Annotated in this window: 21 protein-coding genes and 1 tRNA gene; 17 read left to right on the top strand and 5 right to left on the bottom strand. The window is 43.6% G+C overall.

The features are described 5' to 3' along the window. Window positions 1-20: 20 nt before the first annotated feature. The 3 genes from DWW90_RS07265 to mltG form a co-directional block, all read right to left on the bottom strand. Window positions 21-602 (bottom strand): indolepyruvate oxidoreductase subunit beta, encoded by a 582-nt coding sequence (locus tag DWW90_RS07265; protein WP_122344500.1) that lies wholly within the window; start codon window positions 600-602, stop codon window positions 21-23. Beyond that, window positions 599-2197 carry a thiamine pyrophosphate-dependent enzyme gene (locus DWW90_RS07260; RefSeq protein ID WP_115499036.1) on the bottom strand — a complete coding sequence of 533 codons (1599 nt, stop codon included), beginning with the start codon at window positions 2195-2197 and terminating at the stop codon, window positions 599-601. Before DWW90_RS07260 ends, DWW90_RS07265 begins: the two co-directional genes overlap by 4 nt. Before the next feature lie 131 nt (window positions 2198-2328). Next, complete coding sequence (gene mltG, locus DWW90_RS07255) at window positions 2329-3372, bottom strand: endolytic transglycosylase MltG (RefSeq protein ID WP_122332217.1); 1044 nt, start codon at window positions 3370-3372, stop codon at window positions 2329-2331. A 146-nt stretch (window positions 3373-3518) separates the two neighbouring features. Between mltG and DWW90_RS07250 the strand changes: the two genes are divergently transcribed. Further along, a tRNA-Ser gene (locus DWW90_RS07250) sits at window positions 3519-3605 on the top strand. Window positions 3606-3668: 63 nt separating this feature from the next. Here DWW90_RS07250 and DWW90_RS07245 read toward each other — a convergent pair. Both DWW90_RS07245 and DWW90_RS07240 read right to left on the bottom strand, forming a co-directional pair. Then, a complete protein-coding gene (locus DWW90_RS07245) occupies window positions 3669-4235 on the bottom strand; it encodes a hypothetical protein (RefSeq protein ID WP_122344499.1) in 567 nt (188 codons plus the stop codon). Window positions 4236-4247: 12 nt separating this feature from the next. Then, complete coding sequence (locus DWW90_RS07240) at window positions 4248-4739, bottom strand: RNA polymerase sigma factor (RefSeq protein ID WP_122344498.1); 492 nt, start codon at window positions 4737-4739, stop codon at window positions 4248-4250. A 146-nt stretch (window positions 4740-4885) separates the two neighbouring features. Between DWW90_RS07240 and DWW90_RS07235 the strand changes: the two genes are divergently transcribed. From DWW90_RS07235 to DWW90_RS07160, 16 genes are all read left to right on the top strand, one after another. Continuing rightward, complete coding sequence (locus DWW90_RS07235) at window positions 4886-5290, top strand: putative quinol monooxygenase (protein ID WP_233547668.1); 405 nt, start codon at window positions 4886-4888, stop codon at window positions 5288-5290. 366 nt (window positions 5291-5656) lie between these two features. Continuing rightward, window positions 5657-6793 carry an MraY family glycosyltransferase gene (locus DWW90_RS07230; RefSeq protein WP_122344497.1) on the top strand — a complete coding sequence of 379 codons (1137 nt, stop codon included), beginning with the start codon at window positions 5657-5659 and terminating at the stop codon, window positions 6791-6793. A 14-nt stretch (window positions 6794-6807) separates the two neighbouring features. Then, the gene (wecC, locus tag DWW90_RS07225; protein WP_122344496.1) at window positions 6808-8010 is read left to right on the top strand and encodes a UDP-N-acetyl-D-mannosamine dehydrogenase; all 1203 of its coding nucleotides are present in this window, start codon (window positions 6808-6810) and stop codon (window positions 8008-8010) included. Window positions 8011-8041: 31 nt separating this feature from the next. Continuing rightward, complete coding sequence (locus DWW90_RS07220) at window positions 8042-9403, top strand: lipopolysaccharide biosynthesis protein (protein ID WP_122344495.1); 1362 nt, start codon at window positions 8042-8044, stop codon at window positions 9401-9403. A gap of 21 nt (window positions 9404-9424) precedes the next feature. After that, the gene (locus tag DWW90_RS07215) at window positions 9425-10300 is read left to right on the top strand and encodes a hypothetical protein (RefSeq protein ID WP_122344494.1); all 876 of its coding nucleotides are present in this window, start codon (window positions 9425-9427) and stop codon (window positions 10298-10300) included. 1 nt (window position 10301) lies between these two features. Continuing rightward, entirely contained in the window at window positions 10302-11129 is an 828-nt protein-coding gene (locus DWW90_RS07210) for a glycosyltransferase family 2 protein (RefSeq protein ID WP_122344493.1), read from the top strand. Continuing rightward, complete coding sequence (locus DWW90_RS07205) at window positions 11113-12102, top strand: glycosyltransferase family 2 protein (RefSeq protein ID WP_122344492.1); 990 nt, start codon at window positions 11113-11115, stop codon at window positions 12100-12102. Before DWW90_RS07210 ends, DWW90_RS07205 begins: the two co-directional genes overlap by 17 nt. 1 nt (window position 12103) lies before the next feature. Then, complete coding sequence (locus DWW90_RS07200) at window positions 12104-13246, top strand: EpsG family protein (protein WP_122344491.1); 1143 nt, start codon at window positions 12104-12106, stop codon at window positions 13244-13246. A 6-nt stretch (window positions 13247-13252) separates the two neighbouring features. Then, window positions 13253-14152, top strand: a complete 900-nt coding sequence (locus DWW90_RS07195; RefSeq protein ID WP_147382407.1) for a hypothetical protein — start codon at window positions 13253-13255, stop codon at window positions 14150-14152. A 116-nt stretch (window positions 14153-14268) separates the two neighbouring features. Continuing rightward, entirely contained in the window at window positions 14269-14769 is a 501-nt protein-coding gene (locus DWW90_RS07190; RefSeq protein ID WP_147382406.1) for a hypothetical protein, read from the top strand. Next, complete coding sequence (locus DWW90_RS07185; RefSeq protein WP_122344488.1) at window positions 14760-15725, top strand: GNAT family N-acetyltransferase; 966 nt, start codon at window positions 14760-14762, stop codon at window positions 15723-15725. Before DWW90_RS07190 ends, DWW90_RS07185 begins: the two co-directional genes overlap by 10 nt. 14 nt (window positions 15726-15739) lie before the next feature. Then, window positions 15740-16795, top strand: a complete 1056-nt coding sequence (locus tag DWW90_RS07180; RefSeq protein ID WP_122344487.1) for a glycosyltransferase family 4 protein — start codon at window positions 15740-15742, stop codon at window positions 16793-16795. A 5-nt stretch (window positions 16796-16800) separates the two neighbouring features. Then, window positions 16801-17988, top strand: a complete 1188-nt coding sequence (locus DWW90_RS07175; RefSeq protein ID WP_122344486.1) for a glycoside hydrolase family 88 protein — start codon at window positions 16801-16803, stop codon at window positions 17986-17988. Next, the gene (locus DWW90_RS07170; RefSeq protein WP_115499052.1) at window positions 17985-18692 is read left to right on the top strand and encodes a WecB/TagA/CpsF family glycosyltransferase; all 708 of its coding nucleotides are present in this window, start codon (window positions 17985-17987) and stop codon (window positions 18690-18692) included. The genes DWW90_RS07175 and DWW90_RS07170 overlap by 4 nt, the downstream gene beginning before the upstream one ends. A gap of 11 nt (window positions 18693-18703) precedes the next feature. Further along, window positions 18704-19864 carry a non-hydrolyzing UDP-N-acetylglucosamine 2-epimerase gene (wecB, locus tag DWW90_RS07165; protein ID WP_122344485.1) on the top strand — a complete coding sequence of 387 codons (1161 nt, stop codon included), beginning with the start codon at window positions 18704-18706 and terminating at the stop codon, window positions 19862-19864. After that, window positions 19861-22236, top strand: coding sequence for an SLBB domain-containing protein (locus DWW90_RS07160; protein ID WP_122344484.1), 2376 nt, complete (start codon window positions 19861-19863; stop codon window positions 22234-22236). Before wecB ends, DWW90_RS07160 begins: the two co-directional genes overlap by 4 nt. Window position 22237: the final 1 nt, after the last annotated feature.

Here is a 22237-nt window from a genome sequence, read left to right as displayed (position 1 = left end):
CTTGCGGGTCGCACCCCATGTTATTGCATGCTCTGTGCTACATCGTAGCCGGCTTTCAACGCTTTGAGGTTCATCTCCACGATCTCTTCCCCTTTGCGTCCGAAAATACGGCGGATACCGTCGGCAATCTTGTCATATTCAATACCGATGAAAGGAGCGGCGGCGCCCAGCATCACGATATTGGCTGCACGTACGGAACCCGCTTCCTTGGCAATGGCTTCCACATCCAGCACCACTTTATGCGGCAGCTTGTCCAGTTCTTCATTCACCTTCTCCATCTCCGGATAGTTGGGAATGTTAATAAACGGCTGCGAGTTTGTCACTAACCATCCGTCCTTTTTCAGGTACGGCAGGTAACGAAGCGCCTCCATCGGCTCGAGTGAAATGATCAGGTCAGCGTGTCCCTGCGGGATCAGGTCGGAAGCGATCGGCTGGTCTGAGAGGCGGAGGTTCGACTGTACGTCGCCACCACGCTGGCTCATTCCGTGTACTTCGGCCTGCTTCATATACAGGCCCTCTTTCAATGCGGCTTCTCCGATAACGGCAGCGATGGAGAGGATGCCCTGTCCTCCCACACCGGATAATATGATATCTGCTTTCATTTCTTGCTTGCTTTTTTCTTTCTTGTTAATGTCTGGATACACTCGCGACGCGGGATCAGCACCGATACGCCTTTATACTCGATCTCTTCGCGGATGATCGTCTTCATCTCTTCGTAATTCTTCTTCAACGGAATCATCACACGGATGTGAGCCGGGTCTACGCCGATACCGGCACAGATCGATTCCAGCCGTCCTGTTCCCGCAGAATCCTGTCCGCCTGTCATGGCAGTCGTCTCGTTATCGGAGATTACGATCGTGATATTTGTATTTTCATTGACACAGTCCAGCAGACCGGTCATACCGGAGTGCGTGAACGTCGAGTCGCCTATCACCGATACAGCCGGGAAAACACCCGCATCGGACGCACCTTTCGCCATCGTGACGGAAGCTCCCATGTCGATACAGGTATCGATCGCACGGAAAGGAGGCAAAGCTCCTAACGTGTAACAGCCGATATCGCCGAACACCTTTGCACCCTTATATTCGGCCAAGACTTCGTTGAGCGCTTCATACACGTCACGGTGTCCGCAACCCTGGCATAATGCAGGCGGACGCTGTTCCACAACTTCCGGAGTGGCATAGTAGCCGGCAATCTCTTTACCTAATGCCTTGCCTACTGCATCGGGCGTCAGTTCGCCATCGCGTTGCAGCGTACCGTCCAAACGGCCATGCACCGTAACGCCGATACCGAGGAATCCTTTCAGTTGTTCTTCCACCACCGGATAACCTTCTTCGAGTACGAGGATTTCCTTGCATTCGCTCATGATCTTTTCCACCATCTTGCGGGGCAGCGGATACTGGCTGATCTTCAGCACCGGATGTTCAAACCCGTCCGGATAGTTTTCCGAAAGGTAGTTGAACGCGATACCAGTCGTAATGATTCCCAATTCCTTATTGGGAGCATCGAAATACTTGTTATAGGAAGAGGCTTCGGAAGAAGCGACAAATGTATCTTGTGCAGCGATCAACGTCTTGAAACGTTTGCGGGCAAGAGCCGGAAGGAGGATGAAACGCTGGCGGCCGTCTTCGGGCGTATGCATTTCGTTTTCAGGCTTCTGTGCGCGGGTAACCACGCCTGCGCGAGAGTGAGCCATACGGGTTGTGATGCGGACCAGAACCGGATAGCCCAACTTTTCGGAAAGTTCGAACCCTTCATATACCATATCGTAAGCCTCTTGCTGGCTGGACGGCTCGAGCATCGGGATCATGGCGAAATTGCCGAACATACGGTTGTCCTGTTCGTTCTGGGAAGAGTGCATGGAAGGGTCGTCGGCAGTTATGATGATCATACCGCCATTGATACCGCTCATGGCTGCATTCATGAAACAGTCGGCAGCCACGTTCAGCCCCACATGTTTCATACAGCACAACGCGCGCTTACCGGCATAGCTCATACCTAAAGCGGCTTCCATCGCTGTTTTCTCATTTGCGCTCCAGCGGCAGTGGATGCCTCTTTCCTTTGCCACGGCCGATCCCTGGATATACTCGGTTATTTCGGTCGAAGGGGTTCCCGGATAGGCATAAACACCGGACAAGCCTGCGTCTATAGCAGCTTGCGCGATTGCCTCATCCCCTAAAAATAGATGTTTTTCCATGTAATGTTTATTTGTTTTTAATCGATTTTTCTGTGTTATCTAACTTACAAAGATAAGACTTTTACCTATATCCGCAATAATATCTCCGCAATTGGATTTTGTTTCATCGGCATGAAACTTTTTTTTCATGCCTATCGGATCTTCCGTCTATTCAATTCCGCCCGATAGCGATTGGCGTTGCGGTTATGCTCGGCAAGGGTAGCGGCAAAGTTATGACGCCCGGAAAAATCTTCCTTCGCACACATATACAAGTAATTATGCTGCATATAATTCAAAACGGCATCCAACCCCTTGATTGTCGGGATGCGAAGCGGTCCGGGCGGCAACCCGGTGTGTTTGTAAGTATTATAAGGAGAATCGACCTCCAGATGTTCGAAAAGGATGCGTTGCAGCGAGAAATCACCGATAGCGAACTTTACAGTCGGATCAGCCTGAAGGGGAATTCCCCGGTGAAGGCGATTGAGATACAGTCCGGCCACAATCGGATATTCGTCTGCCGCCGCCGTTTCTTCCTCCACGATAGAGGCAAGGATAGAAACTTCCGCCGGTGTCAACCCGATAGCTTTCGCTTTGGCAAGACGGGCGTCAGTCCAGAAATTGTTATATTCGCGTTTCATCCGCTGCATCAGCTTGTCGGCTGATATATTCCAATACACCTCATATGTATTGGGAATAAACAGCGTATTGATCGTTTCGGTCGTGAAACCCAGCGAGTCACAATAGGCGGAATCAGTAAGCAGGTGGAGCAATTCGTCCTCTCCTATCATCAACTGCTCTGAGAGCCGTTCCGCCAGGTCCTTCTTAAAACGGATATTATTAAAAGTAATGCGGGTTGCCACCTGATGCCCCCGACGCAGGTCGTTAAGCAACGTCAGATTGTTCATGCCCGGCTCCACGGCATAACGCCCGGTACGCATATTTGCAGGGTATTTCAGCATACCGGCAAGTTGTTTGAAGCTTCCGATGCGCCGGCATCCGGCAGAATCTTGTAACTGACGGCAGAGATCATCAAAATCTTTGCGGGTGTCGATATATACATACACGGTATTGCGCGGTGCGAAATCCGGCGCCAGTAACAGACGGTAGGCCCAAAAGCCCGTTCCCGCCAGCAACAGGACGATAAAAGACAGGATTCCTATGATAACTGTTCGCTTCGAAAACTTTTTTCCACTCATATTTCACTTAATAATTCTCTGAATATCAGAACCGGGCACAAAAGTAACACCTTTTTCTTAAAAAATATCGTCAAAATGCTTTGTATATTCAAAAACTTCAGCCTATCTTTGCAGCGCAATTCAAGGAAATGAAGCGCGAAGCCCATGGAAGTGTGGGTGAGTGGCTGAAACCACCAGTTTGCTAAACTGACGTACTCGCAAGGGTACCGGGGGTTCGAATCCCCCCGCTTCCGCAACGAAGGCTGCCAATCGAAAGATTGACAGCCTTTTTTGTATTTAGGAAATCAGCTGAACTCTCAACTTAATTCCTCTTCCAGTGCGCCACGCAACTGCTGAAATTCCTTTCTGATACGTCTTTGCACGCGAAAGCCGGCGAAGAAACCGACAACCATTCCGCAGCAAGCACCATAGAAGGCATACATTTCTTGCGCCCTGTACAGGTCCAGCATGAATAAGGCTATTACGACCAAGGCTAAAGGAAAACCGATCAGGATACCCACTTTCTGGAACTTTTCCAGTTTGAAAGTCGAAATCAGGGCTTCCTTGCTCGTCATCCATTTATAGTCCGTCTTTGCCAGACCCCTCCACAGAAAACCTTTATGAATTGCCATCACGATAAAGAAAATAACAAACGCAGCCCTCGTCCACAGGCTAATGCCATTCATCTCTTGAAATAACAGGTTAATAACACCCGGAGCCATCAGGCATAGCAAGGTCATCATCCTGAATCTGTATTTCAAGCGTTCACGGACTGAAACAATATGTTCCCTGACTACTTTCTGTGCCATATCATTATTCTCATCCATCCGGTCGAGATGTTCATCGATCTCTCTCCATCCTTTTTTTAAATCTTCCAGTTCCATGATTATTCCTTTCTATTGATTTGCTAATATGTTTAGTTTCTCTTTGATCCGCTTCAGTTTCGAAGCGATGTTGTTGCGTGACAATCCGGTGATTTCGGCGATCTCCTCATACGACCGTTCATCCAGCCACAACATGATAATGGCTTTTTCCAAACGGTTCAACTGACCGATAAGCCGGTACATCTCACGCAGGTGTGCCGCCTTTTCATCCTCTTCCGATACGAGCCCGAACAGGTTTTCCAACGGCAGCGTGTCCGTTATTTTATCGTGTTTGCGATGGAATGAAATACAGGTGTTCAAGCTCACGCGATAAATCCACGACGAGATCTTGGCATCTCCCTTGAAACCGTCAAACCCCTGCCATAAGTTGACCAACACCTCCTGATGCAAATCCTTCAAATGTTCTTCATCCTTGGCATAGAGATAGCAAACTTTATAAATAAGCCTCCTATATTCTTTTACCAAAGCCAAAAACGCCTGTTCACGTTCTTTCTCTACTCTCATAACTTTTCTTTTTTCTACATAAGACGCAGCACTTCGCTATTAGTTGCAAAGGAGAGAAAAATACAATATCATTTTAATATATATTTCCAAATATCACAGTATATTTGCGCTGATATTCTGATTTTATATTTCTAATTATTAGTCAAATGAAAAAGATTGTTGGATTTTTGTCGACCATCATGATGGTCGCATTTTGTATTTCATGCAGTGGCAATGCAAAGCAAGGTGAAGCCGCCCAGGCAAGTACGGAAAAGATTGTTTCGCCACAGAAAGAGAAGAAAACGATTGTTTGCCGTGTATTGGTGAAAGAAGGACAAGAGGCCGCATTTGTCGATGTTGCCAAAACACTGGTCGACGCGACGCGCCAGGAAGCCGGCAATATCAGTTATAACCTCTACCAGTCACCCTTTGACTCTAAATCATTCATTTTTTATGAAGAATACAAAGACGATGCCGCCTTTGATTTCCACGCGAACTCCGATCACTTCAAAGCTTTCGCAGCAGCTATCCCCGATATGCTGGCAGCGGATCTGAATATCGAACAGTTCTGATAGTAAGATTTCAAGCAATTATCATAAATTAGCCGCTATGTCCTTCTCTTCACCGGACATAGCGGCTTATTGTGTTATTACCTATTATTCAAGCTCACTTTTCTTAACGTTCTTTAATCCGGATACAATCAAGGTATAATGAATGAAATATAACGTCCAATCCTCATTATTCCTCCACATTTTCCATCCTTTCAGCACAATGATTTTTTAGGAAATGGTTTCTAAAATAGCACAATTACACTCAAAAAAGAAAACGTTTTTTCCTCTCCTCTTGTTACTTCCCAAGCTAAAAGAGAAGCAGACAATCGCCAGAACATTTCTATGTGACTGACGAACTTTGTCGCATACAAACCTGATTGATTAAATATGATATACCTGTTGATTTTATTAGCCTTTCTGATTTCCGTCCTGATGTCGATGGTGATAATTCCGAGGATATTGGTTGTGGCACTGAAGAAACGGCTGTTCGATATGCCTGACAGCAGAAAGATACACGAGGGAGCCATACCAAGGTTGGGAGGACTGTGTTTCGCTCCGGCGATCCTGTTCTCCGTATCGTTCGTCTCCGCCCTTTACTGTACGGGCTATTTATACGGATACCAGATTCCGCAATGGTTGTTCACACATATATTGTCGGAGTTCTATCTATTGGCATGCGGCGTTATCCTGCTGTACCTTGCCGGACTCAAAGACGACTTGGTGGGAATGCGCTATACGACCAAGTTCATGATACAGATAGTGGCAGCCCTGCTACTGCCATTATCGGGATTGTGGATCAATAACTTGTACGGATTGTTCGGGGTCTACGAGCTGGCGCCCTGGATCGGGATTCCGCTCACCATCCTTGTGATCGTGTTTATCACCAACGCCATCAACCTGATCGACGGGATCGACGGGCTGGCTTCTGGACTGAGCGGGTCGGCATTGCTGGTGCTCGGAAGCCTCTTCCTGATAAACGGGATGTGGATATACGCCATGCTGTCGTTCGCCACATTAGGTGTATTGATCCCTTTCTTTTATTATAATGTGTTCGGACAGGTGAAACAGGGACGGAAAATCTTCATGGGTGATACCGGGAGTCTGACGTTAGGATATATCTTAGTGTTCCTCGCCGTCCGCTATGCATCCTACAATCCGGACATCGCCCACTATTCCGCAGGAGCTATCGTGGTAGCTTTTTCGACACTGATCGTGCCGATGTTCGACGTTGTCCGGGTGATGGTCGTACGTGCACGCAACCACAAACCGCTGTTCAAACCGGACCGCAACCATATACACCATAAATTCCTCGACATGGGAATGACACCGCACAGGGCGATGATCAGCATCGTCATCATTGCCTGCCTGTTCAGCAGCCTGAATATTCTGCTGGTGTCGTTTGTGAATATCAATATCGTATTCGCGGGTGACATCCTGATCTGGGTTGGTTTAAGCATTTGGTTCGAAAGGATTGGCTGCAAAAAGGAATCGCTCAAGGGGAAAGAATTTGTCAAACGATTTTAGAAAAAATACAAATAATGAAAGTATGTTTTATGGGGCTGGGCTACATCGGCCTGCCTACCGCAATCATAGCCGCCGGGAGCGGCGTGGATGTCATCGGCGTAGATGTGAATCCGAAAGTAGTGGAAATGACAAACCGGGGAGTGATCCACATCGTGGAACCGGGTTTGCAGGAATTGTGCTCGGAGGTAGTCAAAACGGGAAAACTGAAGGCTTCGGGGACTCCCGAAGAAAGCGATGTCTACTTGGTCGTCGTCCCGACTCCGTTCAAGGGGAACCATGAACCGGACATCTCGTATGTCGAAGCGGCGACGCGCATGGTGGCACCTTTACTTAAGGAAGGAGACTTGTTCGTGATCGAATCGACCTCACCTGTCGGAACGACCGAGAAGATGGGACATCTGATCTATGCTCTCCGCCCGGAGCTGACGGGAAAAGTGTTCATCGCTTACTGTCCGGAGCGTGTCTTGCCGGGAAACGTAATATACGAGTTGGTACACAACGACCGGGTGATCGGCGGGCTCGACAAGGAATCGACCGAAAAGGCGGTGCAGTTCTACAGTCTTTTCGTCAAAGGGACTCTCCACCGGACAAATGCACGGACAGCGGAAATGTGCAAGCTGACAGAAAACTCCTCACGCGACGTGCAGATCGCCTTTGCCAACGAACTGTCGCTTATCTGCGACAAGGCGGGCATCGACGTATGGGAACTGATCGAGCTTGCCAACAAGCATCCGCGTGTAAATATTTTGCAACCGGGCTCAGGCGTTGGAGGCCATTGCATCGCAGTAGACCCCTATTTTCTGACTTCGGAGTTTCCCTATGAGTCGCAGCTCATCTCGAAAGCCCGCGAGATCAACAACTACAAGGCTTTCTGGTGTGCCGAAAAAATCGAAAACGCCATTCTCCGTTTCCTGCTGGACCATCATCGCATGCCGATTGTCGCCCTGATGGGACTGGCCTTCAAGCCCAACATCGACGACCTGCGCGAATCGCCTGCCAAATACATCGCTACCAAAGTCCTCCAACGCTCCGCCGATACCGATATCCTGATCGTTGAGCCAAACGTCCACAACCACCCGGTCTTCAAACTGACTCCCTACCAGGAAGCCTACGCCCGCGCCAACATCGTCGCCTTCCTCGTCGCCCACCAGGAATTCAAATCCTTGCCTTACGACGGGAACAAGGTGATACTGGATTTTTGCGGGGTGTATAAATAACGATTATCGGCACAGGTAGTAATTCATAAACATGTATTTACTAAGCAAATTTCAGTCTTTCCTCTTAAAGGGTAATGAAAGAACAGTTTTAGCAAAGAAAAATATAATTGCATCGTTAGGGCTGAAATGCATTAGTATATTAATATCCCTGCAAGTTGTACCTCTAACCATAGGATACATTGACACCGTTAAATATGGTATTTGGCTGACACTAAGTTCCATTATCTCTTGGCTATCTTTCTTTGACTTAGGCTTTGCACATGGATTCCGAAATCGCTTTGCAGAAGCAAAAGCGAAGGGAGATATGCAGACTGCAAAAGAATATCTGAGCACGACATATGCTGTCTTATCAATTTTATTTACACTCATATTTATTGGTATTACTGTTGCCAATCACTATATCCATTGGAGTGAGATATTGATTATAGACAGGCAGTACAACGCCGAACTGCATACGGTTTTCGGCCTGCTGGCCTGTTTTTTTTGCCTGAATATAGTAGGGAGTGTCTTCACCACCATGCTTATGGCTGATCAAAAACCTGCTATGGCTTCCCTCATACAAACAGGAGGGCAGGTACTTGCTTTTATTACAATTTATGTACTGACAAAAACAACAGCGGGAAATCTGGTCAACCTGGCTATCGCTTTTTCAGGTATTCCTTGTATCCTGCTGTTTATAGTCTCCTTTTTTATATTCAGGACAGAAAGGTACAAACCTATAGCTCCCTCCTTCCGTTTCATCCGTTTTTCCCTGACCAAAAATATAATAGGATTGGGCGGACAATTTTTTATAATCATGATAGCGATGATGTTTATTTATCAGTTTATGAATATTATTATTTCTCGCGTAAAAGGACCTGAGGCTGTAACAGAATACAATATAGCATACAAATACTTCAACACTCTGAATATGTTCGCAACTATTATATTAACACCTTTCTGGTCCGCCTTCACGGATGCCTACACAAAAAAAGACTTCAGATGGATGAAGCAAGTACATCGTAAACTGGAAAGAATGTGGCTAATCTTTATCTTACCTGTTTCAGCGTTCATGCTTATCTGTTCAAACCCAATATATAAATGGTGGATAGGAAATGACGTCAAGATATCTCTATCTGTATCTTCAATGGTTGCTATTTATGTGCTGGCACAAACATTGGTAGGAGTTTATACCACATTGATAAACGGAACAGGTAAAGTAAGAATACAGATGCTTATCTATCTATTTTTTTCAATTTCGGCATTGCCTGTTATCAATTACGGATGCGAGAAAATGGGAATTATAGGAGCTTTGTTATTTCCCACAGTCGTCTGCCTTTTCCAGGTTATAATGGGGCGAAAACAATTAACTAAAATAATTATGAATAAGGATTATGGAATTTATAGTAAATAATAACCGGCTAACAGTTTCAAGATGTATAACAATCACAATATAATTGCAATCAATTTCTCCGATGCTAATTTTGAGACGCAAAGGAAATATAACACCTTGACAGCTTACAAGACAGGAAAAGCAGATAAGGTGATAGAATATACACCCAAAGATATCGATAAAGAGTTCTATCATAAAAACTCACGCATTTTCGCTTATCGCCGGGGAGCTGGCCTATGGCTCTGGAAACCTTATTTTATTCTGAAAACACTGGTACAAATAAAAGAAGGAGACTATCTGTTCTACTGCGATTCCGGAGCTTTTTATGATAATAAAATAAGTCGTCTGATTGATGTTCTGGAAAAAGAGGATATATCTGTCATGCCTTTCGAACTGCCTTTATTAGAAAGGCAATGGACTAAAAAAGAAGTTTTTTCCATCATGGGGCATGATGATCTTTCCTCCAATCAAATTTGTGCCAGCTATATATTGCTTAAAAAGAATGACTTTTCAAGAAAAATTATCGAGGAATGGCTAAACTATATGCAAGATGAGCGTTGTGCCTCTCCAAACCAATTCACTCAAGAAAAGAATCCGGTGGATTTCATCGAGCATCGTGAAGACCAATCCGTATTCTCACTAACTTGCAGGAAAAACGGAATTATTCCCTTCAGGGATCCCTCCCAGTTTGGCGACAGACCATGGCAATATGCTTGGAATAAAAAATATGCCGACAAAAAACAATGGACATACAATGAAAAAAAATATCCAAATTCTCCTTATCCAAGAATAATAGTCAGTAACCGTCGGGTCGAGCCACAAGCATTCAGGAAGAGGGAGAAGATACGTAATCTATTATGGCATTTAGGAATATACAACAAGTATTACTTCAAATATAAAACAGGGGCAATAATTTGATATGAAAGAAAGTAACTCAAAAATCACAATTATCACAGTCTCATACAATGCTGTTACTTCCATTGAACCAACAATACTTTCGGTTATCAACCAGACTTATCCCAATATCGAATATATTGTCATAGATGGTGGAAGCAACGATGGAACTGTCGATATCATTAAAAAGTATCAAAACAAAATATCTTATTGGGTAAGTGAACCGGATAAAGGTATTTATGATGCAATGAATAAAGGTATTCGTATGGCTACTGGAGACTGGATTAATTTCATGAATGCCGGAGACACATTTTTCTGTGATACATCTCTAAACTTATTATTCATACCTGAGCCCGACTCTGGCATCGATATCATATATGGTGACACCGAATTTATTTACGCATTCGGAAGATATGTCAGACAACCGGCAGAACTTGAAAAGTTAAAATATGGAATGATCTTTTGCCACCAATCGTCATTTGTCAAAGCCGACCTATTAAAAAAACGGAACTATAATACAAAATATAAAATATGTGCTGATTATGATTTCTTCTACTCTTGCTTGAAAGAAAGAAAAACATTCCAATATATTCCACATACAATCTCTGTTTTCGATGCTCGAAACGGTTTGTCATCTGTAAACAGAATTGCACGTGAACGGGAATTCGGTATTATATCCGGACGTTCGCATACCCCCCAATGGAAGCTGGAATATTATAAATTCATAATCAGCCACCAAATAAAAGGAATAATCAAGCAATCATTGCCTGAGAATTTATTATCCAAAATAAGGAAATGGAACTTTAAACGTATTACTAAAGCTGTAAATCAAGCACATGAGTATCATTATTAGACCAGATATCAGTATCATCATTCCTGTATATAATGCGGCAAAATGGCTCCCTCGCTGTTTAGACTCTATCAGACAACAGACATTTGACAACTTTGAGGTAATGATAGTCAACGATGCCAGTTCGGATAATTCTCTGAAAATAGCGATGGCATATGCACGGAGAGACAACCGCATTGTCATCATCAATAAAGAAAAAAATGGGGGGACAATGTCCGCCCGAGAAAGCGGTTATCAAAAAGCACAAGGTAAATACATCACTTTTAGCGACGCTGACGATTATTTTCCTAAAAACGCCTTTCAAATCCTCTATGATAAAATAACTGCAGATCATTCCGATATTGTATTCGGAGGATATACGATTATCAATAACGGGCAATCTGAAAGGAGAAGAACCCGTCAAATACAAATCAACAGCTCATCTAAAGAAATACAAACGTTATTTCTGAAGCGAAAACTACCCTATACTTTATGGGGGAATATTTATTCGGCAAATTTGTTTAGAGACTATTCGCCTGCGGCCTATCCAGGTATGACAAATGCTGAAGACAGAATGTTGCTGGTTCAATTGGTATCTCATGCGAAAAGATTCAGCTCAGTTTCTTCTTCCTGTTACAATTACTGCCTGAATAATGAATCCAATTCACACCCCAGAATATCCGAACATCTTTTGAAAAATATTATGTTCTCTAACGATTGGTGCTATCAATACCTTATAAAAATTGGTGTTTATTCAGGGTATGTACTATCCTACCATCTTTATAGAATCCGTTATTTGCTAGAAATAGGATATAAATTCAACGATATCCAGCAATTTACATTGCTGGATAAAAAACTTTACACATTTACTTCTGCACGGAATCACGTAAATCTATACTTTGCAATACATTATTTACTATTGCAAAAAAGTAAATTGTATGCAAATTGCTATTCTGGTTTAAGAAGTATCTACCATACATTATCAGAACAAATATAATATGTTCCAAACGACATATGTATATTCATCATTAATGTTGATTATGATCCTTTCCGGCTATATTTACATGAAAAGGAGCTGTGGAGACAGAAATATCAGAACAGCTTGGTTTAATGTTGATTTTTTACTACCCATTATTTGCTTTGCTTTGCTTTTTGGAGTCAGATATGATGTGGGCAACGATTATGAGAGTTATTTAGAAATCTACGACGGATATTCACACCATTCTGTTGTCAGAGATGATCTGGAAGTCGGGTTCAAACTGATCACCCAACTCATGGCAGAATCCGGTATACACTATTCTTTTTATTTCAGCTTGATTGCTTTTCTTCAAATATTTCTAATCTATTATACCTTCCGAAAAGAAGGATATCTTTTTCCATTTCTGGCATTCATGATTATGTCAGGAGCTTTTTTAGGATGGATGAGCGTTATCAGGCAGTCATTAGTCTGGTGCCTGTTTGTATATGCAGTTCCATTTATCAAACAAAAAAAGTTCATCCCTTATATGTTATGCATAGCAGCAGGATACACCCTTCATAGAACAGCGCTCCTACTGTTACCTTTATATTTTATCTTCAAATCGGGAAAGGATCTTTTTAGAAATACACCTTTGCAACTCTCATTGCTGTTTATGTCTTTACTGTTAAGTGGGGTCTCAATATGGAGCCAATACTTAAAGAACATCGATGTTATTTTAAATTTAATCGGATTAGGGGACAGATACAATAACGTAGAGAGTGTTTTGACTCTTGACGAAGATTATGTCTATGGGCCACGGACATGGCTTATTTTCCTACTAAATATCATACTTATATTATACAGCAATAAAGTTAAAGACACATTTTCTTCTTCAAATATAAAGATATATTATAACTTGTATTTTATAGGTAGCTGTATAAATTTGTTGCTTGTAGGTAACCATGCTTTACAAAGACCATTCTTGTTTTTTGTCAATATGAATATTATTGTGTTTTCCTATCTACTGGTATATCTGTGGAAATACGGAGGTAAGAGCATTTTACATACAGCAGCTTTCCTCCTAATTATTGCCGTTCAACTTATTTATTTCGGAACTACAATCTATTTGGGAGATCAGGAAAGAATGAAAGCAACTTACCATTTTTGGTGGGAACAAACTTAAATGAACATGAATATATTTTCAATCAAAACATTAGAACAAAAACTTGGGATATTCCATTGGAATATTGGTTTTATAGAGTCTTCATTAAATATGATCTTAAACTCCAGCTCTTATCGTTTACCCATTCAATGGCTTCAGCACCCATATCGGGATCGCTTCTTTGCTGATCCTTTTATATTGAAAGTAACAGATGACATAATAGAAGTTCTGGTTGAAGAGTTTTTTTATGATAAATGGAAAGGAAACATTTCATTATTAACCGTTTCGCGTAAGAACTACAAACTAATCAATCGAAAGACCGTATTGGAACAAGAGACTCATCTATCCTTTCCTTATATTTACAAAGAGGGCAATCAAACATATGTCATTCCGGAGAACAGTCAAAGCGGCTCGCTCTCTATTTATGAATATAACTATAACAGTCAAATATTGGAAAATCCTCAAATAATGATACAAGCGCCGATCGTAGATCCGGTTATCATCAAAGTCTGTGATCTCTATTATCTACTATGTACTTCTCTGGATTTTGATAAAGATAAAGACTTACTCCTTTATTATTCTGAGAAGCTAACCGGTCCTTATAAACCCTTTTTGGGAAATCCAATGAAGCAAGATATCACATCAGCTCGCCCTGGAGGCGGTTTTTATAACTTGGACAGCAACTTCTACAGATGTACTCAAAACTCTAAAACCGGTTATGGTGCTTCTCTTAACATCTGCAAAGTAGAATCTATTGAAAAAAACAGATTTGAAGAAGAAAAAACGAGTTGTATCATGCCCGATTCCAAATATAAATATGGCTTACATACATTAGATTATAAAGACGGTATATGTGTTGTCGACGGACTAAAATACATTTATAGTCCAATGCTTAAAATAAAAAGAAAATTATCTTTCTTCAAATGAAATCACTTCACAAAATACGATCAAATAGAATGCAGTACGGATATATAGGATGTATCATACGCATGTTTCATTTCATATTCCGCCAAGTCAGTGTCGTTTGGGAAAAGTTTTATTATTTGGAGAAAGAGCTAACACTCAATGATGCAGAAGCGGCATGTAATACAAATTATAAGATACAAGTACTTACATTCGATGATTTTCAGAAAGGTGACATATCCTACTTTACTAAAACAAAACTCATCAACATAAAAAAACAACTGCTCGACAAGACATATATACCTTACGGAATCATTAAAAACAAGAAACTGGCTTATTCTGCATGGATAAGTTTGAAGACACTCCCACTTCCTTATGGCTTCGAATTAAATTTAAAAGAAAACGAAGGTGCTCTGTTTGATGACTATTGCGCACCTGAGTTTAGAAATCAAGGGATGCATAGTGCCGTATTACGACACAGATTAGGTCAACTTTACAGATATGGCAAAAATAAGGGAGTTGTAGTTATACTGACCGGCAATCGCCCTGCGCTAAAAGCCGAAACAAAGGCCGGCTTTAAAACGACAAAGAAACTCACCATTCTTAAAATATTCGATAATAAAACAATGATATGGAAATAATCGATAGAAAGTCATTCTTCGAAATAGAGAAACAAATGGAAATAACCCCTTTCACCCAAGGAAAAGGTTGGGACAATTATATTGGCAATAAAAGCGATAGTCTTTACTTTGTCGACAATTATTCTAATCCCAGTATCTGTTGCCGAGGAGAACTCTACAATAAACCATTTATTGGTTCCGTCCTTCGCATACAGGGAGAAGCGGTAAAGCAGCCAAAGCAAGAGACGATTCAAAACTTCTATAAAGGAATAGCTCAAATCGGTTATTCTTTAGTTCTTATATCCAGTCTTTCCCCTTATGATATTGAATATGAAATAGGAATAAGAGAAGCAGGTTTTATCCGTCCACTTCATCAGACTACATGTCCATTGACTATCTTGATTAATACGCTTGACAGACCAGCCGGACACAGAAGCTGGAAAAGAAACATAAAAAAAGCAATAGCTGCCAAATGTTCCTTCCAAATAATATCGCAACCCACACTAAAAGATTGTGAAACTTTTGTGAGAATTTTTGAAGAAATGGCTACCAAAAAACAGTTATCATATATCCTTAACAAACAAAATATATACAATTTGCTTCAAGACCCGGATTACAAACTATTTTTCGTTTATAGCGCCACTGGCTCTATCATTGCCGGTAGGATTATTTATATCAACGGCAAGCATGCATGGGATGTATTTGCTGCTAATAGTAATGAGTCCAGGGAAAACGGAGCCAGCTATTTTATTATAGAAAACATATTGAACTATCTTTCTAATGAAAACATCAATTTTTTCGATTTTGGAAGAATTGGTCCAGGGCTTACTAATAGTAACCAAGTTTATTTATTCAAACAATCATCAGGTGGCTATCCTATTCCATATAACGGAGAATGGATATTTGCAAAAAACAAAATTAATGAGTTACTAATGTTGACCTATCGTTATATACTAAAAAAAGGTATCAGATATTAACAGTCGATATTAACATGACAAAGAATATTTTACTCATTAACAACGCATATCCGTCTCCACAAAGACCAAATAGCGGGACATATGTACAATCAATCAAAGGGAGATTGGAAGAAGCAGGATTTCATGTAGATATGCTGGTGTTATACTCTTCCGGAACTAAATTGAAGGAAAAAATCAAAGATTACGCATCTTTCTACCTTAAACTGTTGTCTGCTCCTTTAAGACAGTATGATGTGCTGTATATCAACCATTATACGCTCATGCTTCCTTTGTTCATCCGTATCCCGTTTCAGAAAAACAAAATCATCTTTCACTGGCATGGAGAAGAATTAGTACATAACACCCTTTTCTTCAAAGCCATACGCTCTTTAATGAAAAAAACGTTGAAGAAAAACGACATCCATATATCACCCTCTTTTTATTACCGTTCTGTTATCACGAAGCAATTAGATATCAATCCGGAAAGAATACAGATTTCACCAAGTGGCGGTATTGATACAAGTTTATTTTGCCCGGGAGAATCGAAATGGGAAAAGTATTCTCTGCATCTCGGTTTTCCATCTGCCCTAACCAAAAACAAAGGAGTTGAATACCTTTATCAACTAATACAGAAGGTACCAGAGCTACAAAAAAAACTAAAAAAAGATATTTATATCCATTATATTGATTATGGAGATGAAGATAACCATTGGAAAAAAGCATTCTATAAATATCCGATACAACTAATCAGGCATGTACCCTATCCCCAATACCTAATGTACAAATTTTACCAGGAACTCGATATTTGCCTGATGTTCTCTAAAAGAGAATCTTTAGGACTCGTTGTACTCGAAGCAATGGCATGTAATATTCCGGTCATCGCCAGAAATACAACTTCCATGCCGGAATTGGTTCGACCAGGTATAAGTGGTGAATTAATATCTTTCTCTCCTGATATTGATGAGATATTGAATAAAATAGAAATAATATCCAAGAATAAAGACATATACACTCCGGCAGAATTTGTTCGTGAGAATTATAGTAAAAGTTCTGTTGTCTACTTCTACAAACAGTTGCTAACTAATACATAAACAGTATGGATATAGAACAACTAAAGGCATTCAATAAGCTCCGTCTTTACTGTGAAGTCGAACAATTCAAAGGCTGGGACCCATACGACGGGTTAAACTCCAAGGTTTTCCAAAGCATACCTTTTCTGAATAGGTCAGCCATATGCCGATTGATTATGATACAAGGATTCAAACGCATGCCTTTTAACATGCGCAGCTTGTTTCTCGTCCCGAAAGAATATAATTCAAAAGGAATCGGACTTTTCCTACAAGGATATTGTAACCTATATTCTATGATAGAAAAGACTGGTAAGGAAGATTTATTCGGGAAAAAAGAGGTTGTCCTATCCTATATTGACCAACTGGCAGAACTCCTAATAACACTCCGTACTGAAGGATATAGTGGTTCATGCTGGGGATATAATTTTGATTGGCAGGCACGTCGTTTGTTTCTTTTTCCAAAGAATACTCCGACAGTTGTGGCAACAAGCTTTTGCACAACTGCACTTATAAGTGCTTACAGAATCACACAAAAAGAGCGCTATCTTACAACAGCATTATCGGCTGCCGACTTTGTTATACAGGATTTACACAGAACCCCTCAGAAAAGAGGATTTCTTTTTTCATACAGCCCGATACCCGGTAACGACACAGTGTATAACGCCTCACTTTTAGGAAGTAAAATCCTTAGTTACTGCTATCAATATACCGGCAAGGATTTATACAAAGAATTAGCAGGAGAATCTGTTCAGGCTTGCTGCGATGCACAAAATAGAGATGGTTCATGGTCATATGGAATACTGCCTGTACAAGCTTGGAAAGACAGTTTCCATACCGGCTATAATCTTGATTGCATACAGGAATACCAGACTTTAACGGGAGATATGACTTTTTCTACCCATATAGAAACCGGCTTTAAATATTACATGCATAATTTTTTTAAAAGAGACGGGACTCCCAAGTATTATAATGATAAAACATACCCCATTGACATCCACTGTCCAGGGCAATTGCTCGTCACTTTATTCAAACTGAGGAAGTATCCGGAATACAAAGAATTAGCCAACAGAGTTGTAAACTGGACTATTACGAATATGCAAGACTCCAAAGGATATTTTTACTATCAGCTTAAACAGACCTTCAGCTCCTACATTTCTTATATGCGTTGGAGCAATGCATTCATGTTTAATGCTCTATCTTATTATTCGAGATGAGAAATAAAACGATCTTGATAAACGGAATAAAAGTCCACCCCTTCCCCTCTGAAGCCAACCTTCTGGAATATGTGGGGGAACATAAGGGGATATTGGTGGCGATCAATGCAGAGAAGATACTGCATGCGACTCAGCAAGTACGGGATATTATTAACAGGAATATCGGGTATTGCGACGGTATAGGTGCGGTTATGGCAATGCGCCGGCATGGCGTACGGAACGCAATAAAAATTCCGGGATGCGAATTATGGCTAAAACTCACAGCCGCTTTATATAAACAAGACAAAACGTTCTATCTTGTCGGGAGCAAACAAGAGGTTATTGAAAAGACTGTTTCCCGGTTGCAACAGGATTTTCCCGGTATCCGGATTGCAAACTACCGGAATGGATATATACGAACGGAGGAAGAGAAGGCGGCACTCATCGCTGACATCAAAGCGAAAAAACCAGATGTAGTCTTCATTGCAATGGGATCGCCCAAACAAGAGTTGCTAATGGATGAGATGTTCAAAGCATATCCCGCCATTTATCAAGGATTAGGGGGTAGTTTCGATGTCTATACCGGGAACGTGAAACGGGCTCCCGATTGGTGGGTGAAACATAACCTTGAATTTGCATACCGCCTGTTGAAACAACCATCCCGTATTAAACGGCAAATTCATTTAATCAAATTCCTGATCCTCGTTAAAGCAGGAAAGATATAATCTATAACAATATGCACAAAATAATGCTCGTCTTCGGAACACGCCCCGAAGCAATCAAAATGGCTCCGTTAGTGAAGGAGTTCCGGAAGTATCCGGAAAAGTTCGAGACTGTCGTATGTGTGACCGGGCAACACAGGGAGATGTTAGACCAGGTATTGAGGCTTTTCAATATCGAGCCGGACTATGACCTGAACATCATGAAGCAAGGGCAGGACCTCTACGATGTGACCGCCCGTATCCTGACAGGTATGCGTAATATCCTGCAGGAGGTACAACCCGACCTCGTTCTGGTGCATGGCGATACGACAACCTCCACAGCATCAGCGCTTGCCGCCTTCTACCGGCAAATACCGGTAGGACATGTGGAGGCCGGGCTGCGCACGCATAACATCTACAGCCCCTGGCCGGAAGAAATAAACAGACAGATCACGGGAAGGATCGCCACCTGGCACTTCTCTCCTACTGCGTTGAGTCGAAACAATTTACTGCAGGAAGGGGTTAATGAAAAGCAGATTCGGATTACCGGCAACACCGTGATCGACGCCCTCTATCACGTCGTTTCAACTATCCGGGAAGACCCGTCATTGCAAAAACGGCTGATAAACGAACTGAAAGAGGCTGGCTATAAAACAATCGGAACAATCAAACAAAGCCGGCGTAAATCGGTTTTAATAACAGGCCATCGCCGGGAGAACTTCGGCAAAGGGTTCATCCGGATATGCCGGGCGATCAAGACACTGTCGGAACGATATCCGGATGTGGACTTTGTTTATCCCATGCATCTGAATCCCAATGTGCGCGAACCGATTCACGAAGTCTTCGGGAAAGTTCACCAGCCGAACCTGTTCTTTATCGAGCCTTTGGAATATCTGCCTTTCGTCTATCTGATGGAACGGTCGGCACTTGTCCTGACCGACAGCGGAGGCATACAGGAAGAAGCTCCGGGCCTGGGGAAACCGGTGCTCGTCATGCGCGACACGACGGAGCGGCCGGAAGCACTGGAGGCAGGAACGGTCAAACTGGTGGGAACAGACTGCGACCGGATCGTGGACGAAGTATCCCGTTTGTTGGATGACAACGCCTACTATAACCGTATGAGCCAGGCAATCAATCCCTATGGTGACGGGACAGCAAGCCAACGAATCGTTCAAACAATAGAAAAAGTAATATGAGAAAAAACGCCAAATATGTTATGGGTATCCTGCTTCTGCTGGTATCGGTCACGATAAGTGCGCAAATTCCGCAGGAACTGCTCGAAAAAGCCCGCGCCGCCGGCATGACCGAGGAGCAGATACAGAAAGAAGTAGCCAAACATGGAAAAGAACAGTCCGGCATCAACCAAATGATAAAGCCGGCAACGGAAAACACGATGAGCGACCGGGCGGCCTTGTCGCACCAGGTACTTCCTCCACTGGAAGACCAGCGCGACGACAACCAACCGAAGCAACCGCTCGAGGAGATCGTTTTCGGACGGGAGATATTCTCCGACAAAAACCTGACCTTCGAGCCGGAACTCAACATTCCGACACCCAAGAACTATGTCCTTTCGGCCGGCGATGAAGTGCTGATCAATGTTTGGGGAGATTCGGAACTAAACCTGAAACTCACCCTTTCGCCCGACGGAACGATCCTCATCCCCAACGTCGGTCCCGTACCTTTGAGCGGGCTGACCATCGAAGCGGCGGAGCAACGCATCCGGCAGGAACTAAGGAAGATCATGGCGACACTCGACGGCAGCGAACCTAACACGTTCGTTTCCGTCGGATTAGGACAGATACGCAGCATAAAGGTCAACATTGTAGGCGAGGCCGTCGCACCGGGCACATACACCCTATCGTCACTCGCCACCCTCTTCAACGCCCTCTATGCGGCAGGCGGGGTGAACGATATCGGCTCACTGCGCAATATAAAGGTGTACAGGAACAGCAAGGAGATCGCCAACCTCGACGTGTACGACTACCTGCTTAACGGCAAGTACGACACCAACATCCGCCTCGAAGACAATGACATGATCATCATCGGTCCTTACGAGCAACTTGTCAACGCAGGCGGCAAGGTGAAACGTGAACGGACGTACGAGCTTCGCGGAGGCGAGACGCTGGCCGATTTGCTTGGCATGGCAGGCGGTTTCACAGGAGACGCCTACACGCAGAACATCCGGGTAAAACGGAAAGCCGGCGACCGTTACAAGATCGCAACCGTCAACGAAGAACAGTTCCCGACGTTTGTCCTGCAGGACGGCGACTCGCTGATGGTCGACTCCGTCATCCCCTACTACGACAACCGGATTATCATATCGGGAGCCGTCTGGCGACCCGGCGAGTATGAGCTGAGTCCGGATGTCCACACCGTCAAACAGCTGATCCGGCAAGCTTCGGGGCTTAAGGGGGATGAGTTTGCCGGACGGGCCCAGATCACGCGTCTGAACCCGGATTTCACCAATTCGGTGATCGCCATCAACATCGTGGACATACTGAACGGCCAGGCTCCCGATGTCGAACTGCAAAAGGAAGACCAACTGTACATTCCCTCCCTGTTCGACCTCCGCGAGCCCTACACCATCAAAGTGAGCGGGGCCGTCAACCAGCCCGACACCGTATTGCCTTACCGCAAGAACCTGACCGTAGAGGATGCCATCATCCTGGCTGGCGGATTACGTGAAGCAGCCGCGACCGTCAACGTGGAAGTCGCCCGCCGGATCAAAAATCCGTCGGCCACACAGAGCAGCAACCAGATGGCCGAAACATACAACTTCACCCTCGGCGACGGGTTAGCCGTCATCTCCGGCGACACGCTTTTCACGCTCGAACCGTTCGATGAAGTATTCGTCCGCTTCTCTCCCGGATACCAGGAACAACAGGTGGTAAAAGTCGGAGGCGAGATCACCTTTGCCGGCAACTACGCCCTGAAGAAAAAGAACACCCGTCTCAGCGAACTGATCGCACAATCCGGCGGTGTCACCTCCGACGCCTACATACGGGGAGCCAGCTTGAAGCGCAAGCTCACCACCGACGAACTGCGCCAGATAGAAACCCTCCTGCAGCTAAGCAACAACAACCAGCAGGGACGCGACTCGATCTCTGTCTCGCTCGCCAACCTGAAAGAATACCCAGTGGGCATCGACCTGCAAAAAGCGCTGGCGCATCCGGGCAGTGCCGACGACCTCGTCCTGCGCGACGGTGACGAGCTATACATCCCGCAACAACAAAGCACGGTGAAGGTCAGAGGCGCCGTCACCTACCCCAACAGCGTGACCTACACGAAGGGAATGGACGTACGCGACTGTCTTTCCCAAGCGGGAGGTTACAACGACATCGCCCGCAAGTATCCCATCGTCATTTACATGAACGGGAAGGTAGCGACGACACAACGCAAGATGATCTTTTTCAAACGTTACCCGAAAGTGGAACCGGGCTGCGAGATTGTTGTACCCGCCAAGACACAGCGCGACCGCCGGACAAGCCTGGCGGAGATTATGAGTGTCGGCAGCTCCGTCACCTCGATGGCAGCCATGATTACGTCAATGATCAACCTTTTAAAGTAAA

The sequence above is a fragment of the Parabacteroides sp. AF17-28 genome (genome assembly GCF_003479205.1).
Lineage (GTDB): Bacteria > Bacteroidota > Bacteroidia > Bacteroidales > Tannerellaceae > Parabacteroides > Parabacteroides acidifaciens.
Note: the sequence above shows the minus strand (reverse complement) of the source record. Positions and strands in the feature narration are given on the sequence as shown.

Excerpts from the sequence above, each read along its gene's own strand:
- DWW90_RS07200 (WP_122344491.1), top strand. The coding sequence starts at position 12,104 with ATGTTCCAAACGACATATGTATATTCATCATTAATGTTGATTATGATC.
- DWW90_RS07215 (WP_122344494.1), top strand. The coding sequence starts at position 9,425 with ATGTATAACAATCACAATATAATTGCAATCAATTTCTCCGATGCTAAT.
- DWW90_RS07240 (WP_122344498.1), bottom strand. The coding sequence starts at position 4,739 with ATGAGAGTAGAGAAAGAACGTGAACAGGCGTTTTTGGCTTTGGTAAAA.
- DWW90_RS07235 (WP_233547668.1), top strand. The coding sequence starts at position 4,886 with ATGAAAAAGATTGTTGGATTTTTGTCGACCATCATGATGGTCGCATTT.
- DWW90_RS07185 (WP_122344488.1), top strand. The coding sequence starts at position 14,760 with ATGGAAATAATCGATAGAAAGTCATTCTTCGAAATAGAGAAACAAATG.
- DWW90_RS07220 (WP_122344495.1), top strand. The coding sequence starts at position 8,042 with ATGTATTTACTAAGCAAATTTCAGTCTTTCCTCTTAAAGGGTAATGAA.
- DWW90_RS07230 (WP_122344497.1), top strand. The coding sequence starts at position 5,657 with ATGATATACCTGTTGATTTTATTAGCCTTTCTGATTTCCGTCCTGATG.
- mltG (WP_122332217.1), bottom strand. The coding sequence starts at position 3,372 with ATGAGTGGAAAAAAGTTTTCGAAGCGAACAGTTATCATAGGAATCCTG.
- DWW90_RS07160 (WP_122344484.1), top strand. The coding sequence starts at position 19,861 with ATGAGAAAAAACGCCAAATATGTTATGGGTATCCTGCTTCTGCTGGTA.
- DWW90_RS07260 (WP_115499036.1), bottom strand. The coding sequence starts at position 2,197 with ATGGAAAAACATCTATTTTTAGGGGATGAGGCAATCGCGCAAGCTGCT.
- DWW90_RS07210 (WP_122344493.1), top strand. The coding sequence starts at position 10,302 with ATGAAAGAAAGTAACTCAAAAATCACAATTATCACAGTCTCATACAAT.
- DWW90_RS07195 (WP_147382407.1), top strand. The coding sequence starts at position 13,253 with ATGAATATATTTTCAATCAAAACATTAGAACAAAAACTTGGGATATTC.
- wecB (WP_122344485.1), top strand. The coding sequence starts at position 18,704 with ATGCACAAAATAATGCTCGTCTTCGGAACACGCCCCGAAGCAATCAAA.
- DWW90_RS07180 (WP_122344487.1), top strand. The coding sequence starts at position 15,740 with ATGACAAAGAATATTTTACTCATTAACAACGCATATCCGTCTCCACAA.
- DWW90_RS07170 (WP_115499052.1), top strand. The coding sequence starts at position 17,985 with ATGAGAAATAAAACGATCTTGATAAACGGAATAAAAGTCCACCCCTTC.
- DWW90_RS07205 (WP_122344492.1), top strand. The coding sequence starts at position 11,113 with ATGAGTATCATTATTAGACCAGATATCAGTATCATCATTCCTGTATAT.
- DWW90_RS07175 (WP_122344486.1), top strand. The coding sequence starts at position 16,801 with ATGGATATAGAACAACTAAAGGCATTCAATAAGCTCCGTCTTTACTGT.
- DWW90_RS07265 (WP_122344500.1), bottom strand. The coding sequence starts at position 602 with ATGAAAGCAGATATCATATTATCCGGTGTGGGAGGACAGGGCATCCTC.
- wecC (WP_122344496.1), top strand. The coding sequence starts at position 6,808 with ATGAAAGTATGTTTTATGGGGCTGGGCTACATCGGCCTGCCTACCGCA.
- DWW90_RS07245 (WP_122344499.1), bottom strand. The coding sequence starts at position 4,235 with ATGGAACTGGAAGATTTAAAAAAAGGATGGAGAGAGATCGATGAACAT.